Consider the following 12974-nt stretch of genomic DNA (forward strand, 5'->3'; position numbering starts at 1 on the left):
TCCTGAATGGCTATCCTGTATGAAAAACACAAAGCGCCCCGGCGGTCAATCCCACCGGGGCGCTTCGCGATAATGGACCTGAGACTCTAAGGCTTAGGCAAGGGCCTGAAGCAGCAGCAGAGCCACAATGTTGATGATCTTGATCATCGGGTTAACAGCCGGGCCAGCGGTGTCCTTGTAGGGGTCGCCCACGGTGTCGCCGGTAACGGCGGCCTTGTGCGCATCGGAACCCTTGCCGCCGTGGTGGCCGTCTTCAATGTACTTCTTCGCGTTGTCCCACGCGCCGCCGCCGGAGGTCATGGAGATGGCGACGAACAGGCCGGTCACGATGGTGCCCATCAGCATGGCGCCGAGGGTCGCGAACGCCGCGCTCTGGCCGCCGAAGGCGTCGATGATGAAGTACACGATGATCGGGGCGAAGACCGGGAGCATGGAGGGCATGATCATTTCGCGGATGGCGGCTTTGGTCAGCATATCCACGGCGGCGCCGTAGTTGGGCTTCGCGGTGCCTTCCATGATGCCGGGGATTTCGCGGAACTGGCGGCGCACTTCAACCACGACGGCGGAACCGGCGCGGCCCACGGCCATCATGCCCATGGCGCCGAACAGGTACGGCAGCAGGCCGCCGATGAACAGGCCGACGAGGACATAGGGATCCTGCAGGGAGAAGGACACGTTCAGGTTGGGGAAGAAGCGGCCGAGGTCTTCGGTGTAGCAAGCGAACAGCACCAGAGCGGCGAGCGCGGCGGAACCGATGGCGTAGCCCTTGGTCACGGCCTTGGTGGTGTTGCCCACGGCGTCAAGCGCGTCGGTGACTTCGCGGACGTCGCCGGGCAGGTTGGACATTTCGGCGATGCCGCCAGCGTTGTCGGTCACGGGGCCGTAGGCGTCAAGGGCGACGATCATGCCGGCGAGGGCGAGCATGGTGGTCGCGGCGATGGCGATGCCGAACAGGCCGGCGTTGCTGTAGGAGAACAGGATGCCGATGGAGATCACGATGACCGGCAGAGCGGTGGATTCCATGGACACGGCGAGGCCCTGAATGACGTTGGTGCCGTGGCCGGTGGTGGAAGCCTGCGCGATGCTGCGGACGGGGCGGAACGCGGTGGCGGTGTAGTACTCGGTGATCCACACCAGCGCGGCGGTGATCACGAGGCCGGTCAGGGAGCACATCAGCAGGTTGCCCACGCCGAAGGTCTTGCCCTGGATCTGCATTTCAGGAGCGCCCCAGAACAGCAGGAAGGTCACGACGATGATGAGACCGGCGGAAGCCAGAGCGGCGACGGTCAGACCACGGTACAGGGCCTTCATGATGTTGTTGTCGGAGCCGAGGCGGACGTACTTGGTGCCGAACACGGAGCCGAGGATGCACACGCCGCCGATGAGCAGGGGGTACATCATCATGAGGTGCTGGAGTTCGCCGGTGAAGTAGATGGCGGCGAGCAGCATGGTGGCGACCACGGTCACGGCGTAGGTTTCAAAGAGGTCGGCGGCCATACCGGCGCAGTCGCCCACGTTGTCGCCCACGTTGTCGGCGATGACGGCGGGGTTGCGCGGGTCGTCTTCGGGGATGCCGGCTTCGACCTTGCCCACGAGGTCGGCGCCCACGTCGGCGCCCTTCGTGAAGATGCCGCCGCCGAGACGCGCGAAGATGGAGATGAGGGAAGCGCCGAAGCTGAGGGCCACGAGGGCTTCAAGCATGGTCTTCTGTTCCACGCCGAACATGGTCAGCAGGCCATAGTAGAGGACCACGCCGAGCAGGCCGAGGCCCACGACCAGCAGACCCGTCACGGCGCCGGCCTGGAAGGCCACGTTGAGGGCGGGGGTCATGCCCTGACGGGCGGCTTCAGTGGTACGGATGTTGGCACGCACGGAAACGTTCATGCCGATGTAGCCGGCGACGCCGGACAGCACCGCGCCAAGCACGAAGCCCAGCGCCACAAGGCCGGAAAGGGCCCAAGCCAGAAGCACGGCCACGATCACGCCCACGATGGCGATGGTTTTGTACTGACGGTTCAGGTACGCCTGAGCGCCCTCCTGAATAGCGCCGGCAATCTTCTGCATTTCTTCCGTGCCGGTACCGGCGGAGAAGACGCGCTTGGAGGTATCATACGCATAGTAGAGGGCGAACAGCCCGCAAGCCAATACCACGATGAATGAGAACATCTCAGAACCCCGCATATCGCTTTTTAAAAGTGAACAAAGGACGCTCCCCCCTCCGCATCGCGCCTTCCGGCGGACGCGGTATGCCGGAAAAACGCGCAATCGAGCCTCCGGCCGAAACCGGGAAGCTCGTATGAGGTACAGCATCTCAAAAACACTGACCATATCAATGGAATCGGAAAATGTTACTCAAAAATAAGAGCACTGGCAAGCAAAAATCAGGGCCGGATACCGCGAAAACCCCTTCCGCCAGCCGCTTTTCGGCCTTCCAACCCTTGCCCGGCCCCCTTTGAGCCCCCTTCCCCATCCGAAACGATACGGCCGTTTTCACAAAAAACGGCATCCCGGCATCACGATGCCCCTCTCGCCGGGACAAACAGCCGCCTCTCCTCGCATAAAAAGGGGCAAGCCGTCAACACCGGCCAGCCCCTTTCCGTATGGCATATGCGGAACGCCTATTTTTCGAGCGCCCTTTCCGATACCAGCATCCGCCGCCCCGCCGTGCCGTCGGGCTGCGTGTCCGTAAGCACCAGACGGTATCCGAAGGAGATCGAAAGCGGCTGATGCCGGTTCGTCCCCAGATCGAGGCTGACTTCAAGCGGGAGCCCGGCTTCGCGGTTCAGCGGGCGGGGAACCAGCACGGTGTCCTTGGAGGCAAGGACCCTGCCGTACTCGTCCGAAACGTAGACGCTCAGCATGATCTCGCCGTACCACGAGGCCCAGTCGGGCAGCTTGTCGATGACCGGATAGGCTTCCGCAACGATTCCAAGCTCATTGCCCACCGGTATCACCTGATACTGGAAGGCGAGGTAACGCATCTGGATGTTCTGGGACGCCTCATTTTTCCACGGATTGCTCGGGAGATGCCGCACGGACAGCCCCGAACACCCGGCAAGCAGCAGGACGCCAAGCAAAGCGAACACGCGAAGATTCATGAAGTTCCCCATCTTGCAGGACATGTTCCGACCGTTCCCATCGGGCCGGGGGACCCGCTTTCCCCAAGCCTTCCCCCTCTTCTACCCAATAGAACGGAGAAAGGTCAATGACAGACCCGGCTCATTTTTCTATCCATGCCTCGAGGCGGGCGGCGAGCTCGTCCGGCGGGTAGCTCGGGCGGTCGTACATGCCCGCCTGCACCCGCTGGCGCGAGGCTTCCGACAGGATGACGGCCGCGGCGACGGAGACGTTGAAGCTCTGGATCATGCCGTACATCGGGATGTACACCTCGCCGTCCACCAGCGAGTTCAATTCGGCGGGAACGCCGCTGTGCTCGTTGCCCATGATGACCGCCGTGGGCTTCGTGAAGTCGTAGGCCCCGAGGGGCTTCGATTCCGGCGTGCAGCTCGTGGCGAGGATCTGATGCCCGCCCGCCTTGAGCGCCGCATACAGTTCCTCGGCGCTGCGGTGCCGGACGCTTTCCACCCACTTGCGGGCGGACGCGGAACTTTTCTTGCCGAGCTCCGGGAACGCCGTATCCGTATAATAGAGGTGCAGCGCCGCAACCCCAAACGCGTCGGCGCTCCTGTAGATGGCCGAAACATTATGCGGATCGTGAATATTCGCCAACACCAGCGTCAGATCCTTCTGACGCCAGCGCAGTACCCGTTCCAGCTTGGCCCGGCGGCGCTCGGTGATTTCTCTGGCCACAAGATTCTCCTTACTCTTCAGGCTGAACGCCTACAATTCATCCCCGCCGCCGTTCATCGACAAGGCGGCGCGCTGCGCTTCCAGTTCCGCAAGCTCGGCTTCCAGTTCGCCGAGCTTCTCCAGCGCCTGTTCGCTTGATTCCTTCAACTGGCTGAACTTCTTCAGCAGTTCCGTCGTTTTGTTCCCGTCGGCGTACACCTCGGGGTCGGCCAGCGCGGCCTCGACGTCCGACTGCTCCGTCAGCAACGCCTCAAGCTGCGTTTCCAGCTTGGCATACGCCTCCTGCTTGGGGCGCATCTTCTTATAGAGGGCATTGCGCTGCTCGGCCTGCTCGCGCTTGAGGCGCTTCAGCTCTTCCCGGTCCAGCGCCTTGCCGGGGACGGGGCCCTCGGCCTTCCGCCCGGCGTCCTTCTCCCTTTCCTTCCCGGCCTTGGACGCCGCCAGCGCCGCGCGCCGCGCAACGTCGTATTCGGCGAACCCTTCCTTATAGACGGTGATCCCGTCCCCGGCCATCGACCACGCCTCGTCAGCCACTTCCGAAAGCAGATACCGGTCGTGGGCCACCATCAGCAGCGTCCCGTCAAAGGCGTTCAGCGCCTCGACCAGCGCCTCGCGGCTTTCGAGATCCAGATGGTTGGTGGGTTCGTCGAGCACAAGGAAGTTGGCGCGCGCGAGGAACAGCGACGCCAGCACGAGGCGGCTGCGCTCGCCGCCGGACAGGCTGCTCACCTGCCGGTCGAAGTAGTTCTGCCCGAGCAGGAACAGCCCGAGGACGCTCATGAGCTCCTCTTCCGTCATCCGGGGATCGGAAAGCCGCCGGATTTCGCCGAGCACCGTGCCCGAGCTGTTCAGGAGCTCCGTCTGGTGCTGGCTGTAGTAGCCCATCTTGACCAGCGAGCCCATGACCTGCGTCCCGCCCTTGCGCTCCAGACGGCCCGCGAGGATTTTGAGCAGCGTCGACTTGCCGCAGCCGTTGTGCCCCACGAGGGCGATGCGCTGGCCACGGTAGATCGTGAACGTCAGCGGAGGCCAGAGGCTCACGCCGTCCGGGAAGGCGAACGCGAGATCGGCCACGGACAGGATGGTCTTGTCGGCCTTGGGCGGCTCGGGCCACTTGAAGCTGAGTTCCTTGCGCTTGGCTTCCGGGCGGAAGCCTTCCAGCTCCTTCTCAAGCTTCTTCGCCATCTTCTGGCGCGATCCGGCCTGGCGGGCCTTGGTCGCCTTGGCCCCGAAACGGCGCACGAAATCCATCTTGCGCTCGATTTCGGCGTTCAGGCGCTGGGCCTCGCGTTCCCTCTGCTCCTCAAGCTCTTCCTGCAATTCCACGAACTGGCTGAACGTCGCCTTGCGGAAAACAGGTTTCGAGCCGCCGAGGTACAGCACGTGCGTCCCGATCCGGTCCATGAACACGCGGTCGTGGGCCACGAAGACCAGCGCCCCCTTGTAATCCATGAGGAAATCTTCCAGCCATTCCACCGCCTCGATGTCGAGGTGGTTGGTCGGTTCGTCGAGCAGCAGGACGTCGGCCCCGGCGACCAGCACCCGGGCCAGCTTTGCACGCTCGCGCCAGCCGCCGGACAGCTGCTTGATCGGCAGGTGCCACTTGCCCTCGTCGAATCCCAGACCGGACAGCACGGCCTGTGCCTTGTGCTCGGGATTGTAGCCGTACAGGGCCTCAAGCTCGGCCTGCCGCGCACCGAGGCGCGCGATCGCGGCCTCGTCCTTGGAGGCCGCCGCCGCTTCCCATGCGGACCAGAAGTCATGCCAGTCCGGCAGGACGTCCACCACCCATTCGAGCAGCGGCGTGTCCAGCACGGCCTCGTCCAGATCCTGCTGCACGTACCCCACACGGCAGCCGCGCGGCATGATGATGCGCCCGGAATCCGGGGCATCGGCGTCCGCCAGCATACGGATGAGCGTCGACTTGCCGCAGCCGTTGGGCCCGCACACGCACAAGCGGACACCGGAGTCGATGTCCAGAGAGAAGTCGGAGAAGATGTCCCGACCGCCGAACGCCTTGGAAAGATTTTGGATTGTTATTTTCATAATACGATGGGAATGCTATTCGTCGATCTGTTCGGAGGCCGTCTCCATGCCGTCCAGCCCCAGACGCTCACGGCGCGCGGCTTCCTGCTTGCGTTCACGGGTGCCGAGCGACGCGGTGCGGCATTCGTCCCACTTCGCCGAGCGTTCCTGATGGCGGGCGAAAATGAGAAAACCGGTATGGGCCACCATGCGGTCTTCGGGGCGCAGGCGATCCGCGATGGGCTTCCAGCGGCGCACGAGGATTTCGCAGACTTCGACGTCGTCGAAGGGCCCCTGCTCCAGCCCGAGGAGGAGCTTGCCGACCTGATCCACGGTGGGCAGGAGGAACGCCAGCGCAGCGCCGGGCGTCACGGCGGCGGGGATGTGCTTCAAATAATCCCACGGCGTCCGCACATCAAGGAACAGGGCGTCCGCGCCGGTCACGTCGCCGAAGCCTTCCGCGATGTCCTGACAGTGCATGGTCACGTTCTGCCCCACCCCCGCCCACTCCAGGTTCCTCCGGGCGAGCTTGTGGAATTCCTCCCTGGCCTCGAACGTATGCACCTTTCCGGTCGTGCCGGAGAACCACGACAGGGCCACGGTCAGGCTGCCCGATCCGGTGCCCGCTTCGATGACCGTGCGGTTCGGCCCCACGCCGAGACGCATACAGATGTACCCGATATCCTTGGGATAGAGGATCTGCGTCTGGCGTTTGACGCCCTTGACGATATCGTTCAGCGTAGGCTTCTGGATGCGGTACGGCACGCCGAGCGTCGTGCAGACTTCGGAACCGAACGGCGCTTCGACCACATCGGCCATGCGCAGGATGCCGTCCTGCGTGTGCATGTCCTGATTTTCATCAACGCGGCGCAAGCTCCGCTTCCCCTTGGGGGTAACAATAATAACGAGATCTCCGTATGCGGGCATGAATTTTCCTTGGTTTCATTCGCTAAAAGTAAAGGCCATACTCCAAACGCGCCGAAGCGTACAGAGGGGATAGCCCACAGTCAACCTGAAAGCAATGGCGGACGCCCCTTTCCGCCCGTGAATTCTTCGCCGGGATGCCCCGCCCGCTCCGGGCCATGCCGCCCGCCCTTCCCAAGCCTTGCAAAACGCGCCAGATCAGGCTTGACCTCGGGGAAGCCTTGCTTTATAGATTGTCGCTGTCATATTTGCGCCAGTAGCTCAGTTGGATAGAGCAGCAGCCTTCTAAGCTGCGGGCCGTGGGTTCGATTCCTCCCTGGCGCACCAATAGATTTCAAGAGGATACATGCCATAGCGTATGTATCCTCTTTGTCGTTTCCGGCCTTGGTCAACCACTGGTTACCCGTTTTGCGGCCAGTCTTATCCATATGATGGCGTCCCGAGGCCCTTTTTCGGCACAGAATGGCCCTGCCGCCACTCTGGTTTGCCATCCCGAATGTGCGCCCGCACGTTCCCTTGCTCAGGGCGAGGCTCATGCAGCCTCCGCACCCCACGGCCTAGGGAACTTGCGGGTGCTTCCTTTTTCTTGGAGCTGCAAGACGCCATCGAGCACGTCTGGGAAGAATGGACGCCGACGGCTGACGTGCGCGGCATGATGCACTTCGGAGATCGCAGCCAGCCCCTCTCTGCCCTCCCCGGACAGCGGGCAAACTCCGCCCGTCCGGACCCACGGCGGGAGTGCCCCTCAGGAACGGCGGCATGGCGTACACGCGCCGGCCATCAGTCCCCACGGGCCGGGGTAGCCTCAAGAAGCCGGAACAGGGGCACGGCCCGCATCCGTCCCCCGCCGGGGGCGGCCCCATTCAAGCGCTTTTGCGGAGATACACCCGCAATCCCATGCCTACTCCCCACGGCCTGAAGGGCGGCCCCCTCTCCGGCCTATCCCGGCCCCCGCGCACCCGGCAACTTGCCCTCTACCGGATCACCTTCTGCCGAAGATCGGAAATAAGACACACTGACAGAATATGGCCCGCCATTTCATATCTATTATCAAAAAATAGTAAATATCACATTATCTGGATAGTATATTTTTCATTTCATACCATATTGGGACACAAAAAACAGCCCATCCACAAGATAGAATGCTAACCCGCTATTCCGAAAACCCTTTTTCGATTTTCAAGGATGTCTTATTTCTTTATCATTTCATGAGTTGCACTGGGCATGGCTACAGTGTATATAGAAAAGATAAAACTGTGATACTTATGGTGATTATGTACTATCACAAGGAAAAACGAATTCATGCAAAAGATGCGCTATTCATTTTGGGGAATATTGACAACATGTACCTTGTCCATCCTGTTCACTGGGGTGAATATATTCCTGCTCTCCGATATCAAGGAAAAAATTTCCAGCATATACAGGTATCCCTATACCGTGTCCAATACGGCCCGTGCAATGAATTCGAGGACCATTGATACGAATTTCTTTTACCGCAACTTGCTGCTTGGCGGAACATCCGATAAAAAAGAAATTGCGCTCATCATCCATGAACGCTTTCTTCTGCACAAAGCGGACAGGGATAAAATAAAAGACCGCTACCGGGGGCCCGAAGAGCATATAGAAAGGCTCTTCAATGCTACGGACAGGTTCCACAAGGTTCTGCTGCAAGGGATTTCCCATACCTCTTCATATACGGAAGAGGAAATACTCGCGTACCTCGATACAAAGGTTGAACCTGCCTATCAGGCGGTCAAGGATTCCATCAAAGTAATCATCAATTTTACCAATCAGAGACTCCTTGAAACGGAAAAGCAATCTTCCTTTACCGTCAACACGGCGATAATCGGCTCCCTCCTCCTGATCTTGGTTATCCTGACCGTCGCCTTCTTTTTTCACAAGCTCCAAAAAAAGGCCGAACAGGCCATCGCGTACAGGGAAAAACTGTTCGCTCTCCTGTGCAACAACATAGACGACGTCTTCATCATTTACCATGTACGGGACAGGCGCATAGAGTATGTCAGCGGAAACGCCGACCGCATACTCGGCCTTGGAAACAACGATATCAGCATCCTGCATTCCCGGCTTTCGGCAGCGAATCAGAAAGTGCTTGACGATTTCGCTAAGCTGGCTCCGTTCGATGCGCCGAAGGGATGCGACTTTTCGATGAAGGATACCCTGATCGGCGAAGACCGCTTCATGCACCTTCACCTGTACCCGGTAAAGGAAAACGCGGGCACCATCCGGTACGTCGTGTCCCTGTCGGATCGCACCCGCGAGGTGGAAACGCGGCAAACGCTCAAGGACGCGCTGGAGAGCGCGCAGCAGGCCAACACGGCCAAACGCGACTTCCTTTCCCGCATGAGCCACGAAATCCGCACCCCCATGAACGCCATCATCGGGATGGCGACAGTCGCCGCCGCCCATATCCAGAACCACGGGCGGGTGGCCGACTGCCTCCATAAGATCAGCTTTTCCTCCAAGCACCTCATGTCGCTGCTCAACGACGTTTTGGACATGTCCAAGATAGAAAGCGGGAAACTCGCCGTCCACCACGAGGAATTCGATCTCCCCAAGCTGATCGACTCCATCGTCTCCATCATGTATCCCCAGACGGAATCGCAGGGGCAGCACTTCAGCGTGGCGCTGTCCGGCATCGAAGAGGAAAGGCTGGTGGGGGACCCCCTGCGCATCAACCAGATCCTGCTGAACCTGCTCTCAAACGCCAGGAAATTCACGCCTGAAGGCGGCTCCATCAAGCTTGAGGTCAGCCAGAAACGCAAAAACGGCGGCGTGCTGATGCGCTTCACCGTAAGCGATACCGGCATCGGGTTGAGCGAAGCCTTCCAAAAGCGGCTCTTCAAACCCTTTGAGCAGGCGGACAGTTCCATTTCACAAAAGTACGGGGGGACGGGGCTTGGGCTCGCCATCACGCACAACCTTGTCACGCTCATGAACGGCACCATCGGGGTACGGAGCAAGGAGCACGAAGGCTCGTGCTTCACCGTCGAGCTCCCGCTTGCGCTCCCCCCCAACGGCCATATCCAGAAAAAAGAGCAGATAGCGCGGGATATGAAAGTGCTCGTCGTCGATGACGACCTCGACACCTGCGAATATGCGGCCCTCCTCCTGCGGCGGATGGGCATTGCGGCCAAGTGGGTCCTGACGGCGCGGGAGGCGCTCGATCAGGTCGTGGACGCCCACGAACGGGGCAACGGCTATGACGTCTGCCTCATCGACTGGAAAATGCCGGAGATGGACGGCATCGAGGCCACGCGCCGCATCCGCGAAGTGGTTGGGCCGGAAACCCTGATCATCATTATTACGGCCTACGACTGGACGTCCATCGAACAGCGGGCGCGCGAGGCCGGGGCAAACGCGTTCCTTTCCAAGCCCCTCTTCTCTTCGGCCCTCTATCATACGCTCTCCGCCGTATCGCAAAAGAAACCCGCCTCCGCTGCGGCGGAACTGGAACCGGGCACGGAGGGCCAAGCGCCCAGTTTGCGCGGCCGTCACGTGCTGCTGGTGGAAGACAACGAGCTGAACCGCGAAATCACTGAGGAAATCCTCAAAATGAAGGGAGTGTCCTTCACATGCGCCGAGAACGGGCAGATAGCGGTGGACATCTTCACGGCGTCCGCCCCCGGAACATTCGACGCCATACTCATGGATATCCAGATGCCTGTGCTGGACGGCTACGCGGCCACGGCCGCCATCCGCGCGTCCCATTCGCCGGAATCGCAGGCGATCCCCATCATCGCCATGACCGCCAACGCCTTCCATGAAGATGTTGTTTCGGCCTTGTCGGCGGGCATGAACAGCCACATCTCCAAACCGATCGACCCCGAATGCCTGTATCAGGTGCTGATCGCCTCCTTGCGGGATCAAGCGAAACCAGCCGGGGCATGAGGGGGACCCCGCATGGGGACGGCTGCCTATCTCCTTTGTCCTCCCCCGGCCCGGCGCTGACGCCCCGCCCTGTCCGAACCAAGACCGCATGAACGCATTGGCGGAACGGGCCGCCGTGGGGATTCCGGCATACGGCCCGCCGCGTGAGGGCTCGGCTTGGGGCCGAAAAGCCCGGCAAGAGGCGAATGCGGCCCCTGCGCGGGAGGCCCCGGGTGCTTCCAAGATGTGGCGTGGGCTGTTCAGCCCCAAGCCGCCCCTGCCGCCGCAAGCTTCCCCGGCATCAAAGGACCTTCAGGCAAGCGGGGCAACGCGCCAAAACGGCCACCCCGCCGGGAATCCCCGCTCATCCCGCCCCGCTTCCGTCCGGCTGCCGTGCGTCCGGAGTCCCGGCATCCGTCCTGTCCGCCGCGCGGGTTCCAGCGCAAACGCAAGCGGCAACGCCCCATGAGGCCGCCGCGTCGTGCGGAGGCGCCGCCCGGCGTTCCGGGGCCGGTTCGAAGAACGCGCTGGCCTCCTTCCCCCTGCCGGGCGGGAGGCGTTTTTTCTTGCCCCGTTTCGCGCCCGTGCCCGAAAAGAGCCCCGGCGCGGCGTTGACGGCCCGCCTGCGCTGTTCGAAAAGGGTATGCTGATAGACGCTCAGGAGCATCGTGATGTTCTTGTGCCCCATAGTCTCCGCCACACATTTGATGTCCGCCCCGTACACAAGCGCCAGCGAGGCGAAGGCGTGCCGCAAGTCATACGGCCTGATGCGCCGCGCGATGCCCGCCCGGCGCAGGGCGTTGTGCCAGCCGCTGGAAATGCTCCGGACGGGGCGCCCTTTATAGGCAATGACATAAGCGCACCCGGTCTGCCTGTCCTCCTCGTGCCACCGCCTGAGCAGGCCAAGCACGTCGTCCCGGATCGGCACGTCGCGGGATTCCTCCCCCGCCCCCTTGTGCGCGTTCGGCATCCTGATCACGCCCGTTCCGACGTCCACATCGGACCAGCGGAGCCGGAAAAGCTCGCTCGGGCCTATGCGCGCCCCGGTCGCCATGCCGAGCACGATGACCCGCTGGATATGCGGGGCCGCCGCGTCGTACAGCAGACGCGCCTCCTTGACGGACGGCGGCGCGATACGCTGGGCTTTGGGCTTGGCGATACGCAGCGATACCAACGGGTTGGAAAGCAGCAGACGCGCCCGTACCGCCCATCCGTACGCCGCCCGCAGGATGCTCACGCGGCGGTGCACGGTGGACTGCCCCACCCCGCGCTGGCGCTGCACTTCGCACCAGGCCAGCACATCGTCGCAAGTGACGCAGTGCGCCCGGCGGTGGCCGAAAATGGCCGTCAGCGGTTCGGCATGCTGCGTCGTCGTGCTCCTTGTGGTGGGGTTTTCCAGTGTCCCCGCATACCGCTCAAGGAGCTCCGCGACCGTGGCCTTTGTCGCCGATGCCGAGGACATGCGCCGCTTCGCCCGGCGCATCAGCTCCCGCTCGCGGATATGCATCTCGGCCTGTACGGCTTCGAACTGCCGCGCCTCGCCTTCAGTCGAAAAGCTCTTGATGCGCTGCTTGCCGCTCCACGGATCACGGTACCTGAGAACCCATTGCCGACGGCGATATTCCACGAAACGCAAACCCATTGCGATCCTCCTGTATTGTTTACGGAATGCATACAGTACAGGAGGAAGGCAGGTCTACAGCGCCGCGAGCTGGATCCGGAACGGTTCGGCCTCGGCCTCATGCGCCCGCCACTGCTCAAGGGCATACTCGTCGCCGACGGCCAGGCCCGCAAGGGTGCGGGGAGTCAGGTACTTTGCGTCAAGCGCCGCAAGCCGCCCCTTTATCTTCGCCTGCGCTTCTTGCGCCAGCTCCTCGGCCGACTTTTCCGGCTTCGCCAAAAGCGCCTCCGTAGGGAGCGGGCCAAGCTCCTCCGTATACCGGGGCTCGGAACGCCACGTGTCGCCGGGAAGCCAGTAAGGCGTCCCGCCTTCCTTGCGGCCGCGCTCGTCCATATGCTGGCGATGGTCTTCCACCGCCTCCCACGCGTCCCCGGTCCAGCGGGCAATGTGCCCCGCAGGAATGTCGGCAGGCAAAGCAACGGGCGTCGCACCGGTCGCCTCCAGCATATACTCGCCATTGGGACGCCGAGTGGCATCACGGCTGCCAGTGTACTCGCCAGTCTTCAAATCATACATATGAAGCTGAGGGATGGTCATAACAATCTACTATGATTAGACATTTTATATTGGTAAAAGCCTTTCCGAGCTTGGACGGGGGGAGGAGATCGGGAAGCGGGGAGCTGGCAGAGTGATGCGCTACAGAGCC

8 protein-coding genes and 1 tRNA gene are annotated in these 12974 nt (G+C 61.9%); 2 read left to right on the plus strand and 7 right to left on the minus strand.

From position 1 onward, the window contains the following. Positions 1–93: 93 nt before the first annotated feature. The 5 genes from T370_RS0105110 to T370_RS0105135 all read right to left on the minus strand — a co-directional run bounded on the left by T370_RS0105110 (position 94) and on the right by T370_RS0105135 (position 6762). Positions 94–2166 (minus strand): sodium-translocating pyrophosphatase, encoded by a 2073-nt coding sequence (locus T370_RS0105110; protein WP_005027476.1) that lies wholly within the window; start codon positions 2164–2166, stop codon positions 94–96. A gap of 452 nt (positions 2167–2618) precedes the next feature. Then, complete coding sequence (locus T370_RS0105120; protein WP_227327809.1) at positions 2619–3098, minus strand: hypothetical protein; 480 nt, start codon at positions 3096–3098, stop codon at positions 2619–2621. Between the two features lie 121 nt (positions 3099–3219). Continuing rightward, positions 3220–3810, minus strand: a complete 591-nt coding sequence (locus T370_RS0105125; protein ID WP_005027481.1) for a TrmH family RNA methyltransferase — start codon at positions 3808–3810, stop codon at positions 3220–3222. A 30-nt stretch (positions 3811–3840) separates the two neighbouring features. Beyond that, complete coding sequence (locus T370_RS0105130) at positions 3841–5856, minus strand: ABC-F family ATP-binding cassette domain-containing protein (RefSeq protein WP_029434971.1); 2016 nt, start codon at positions 5854–5856, stop codon at positions 3841–3843. 15 nt (positions 5857–5871) lie between these two features. Next, complete coding sequence (locus T370_RS0105135) at positions 5872–6762, minus strand: tRNA (adenine-N1)-methyltransferase (RefSeq protein ID WP_005027486.1); 891 nt, start codon at positions 6760–6762, stop codon at positions 5872–5874. Positions 6763–7009: 247 nt separating this feature from the next. On the opposite strand from T370_RS0105135, the gene T370_RS0105140 reads away from it, so the two are divergent. Together T370_RS0105140 and T370_RS0105145 are read left to right on the plus strand one after the other, a co-directional pair. Next, positions 7010–7086, plus strand: a tRNA-Arg gene (locus T370_RS0105140). Positions 7087–8217: 1131 nt separating this feature from the next. Then, a complete protein-coding gene (locus T370_RS0105145) occupies positions 8218–10668 on the plus strand; it encodes a hybrid sensor histidine kinase/response regulator (protein ID WP_248604213.1) in 2451 nt (816 codons plus the stop codon). A 343-nt stretch (positions 10669–11011) separates the two neighbouring features. Here T370_RS0105145 and T370_RS0105150 read toward each other — a convergent pair whose 3' ends face one another. Continuing rightward, positions 11012–12289 carry a tyrosine-type recombinase/integrase gene (locus tag T370_RS0105150; RefSeq protein ID WP_029434973.1) on the minus strand — a complete coding sequence of 426 codons (1278 nt, stop codon included), beginning with the start codon at positions 12287–12289 and terminating at the stop codon, positions 11012–11014. Positions 12290–12343: 54 nt separating this feature from the next. Further along, entirely contained in the window at positions 12344–12844 is a 501-nt protein-coding gene (locus T370_RS0105155) for a lipoyl synthase (protein ID WP_248604214.1), read from the minus strand. Positions 12845–12974 lie beyond the last annotated feature (130 nt).

The sequence above is a fragment of the Bilophila wadsworthia ATCC 49260 genome (assembly GCF_000701705.1).
Lineage (GTDB): Bacteria > Desulfobacterota > Desulfovibrionia > Desulfovibrionales > Desulfovibrionaceae > Bilophila > Bilophila wadsworthia.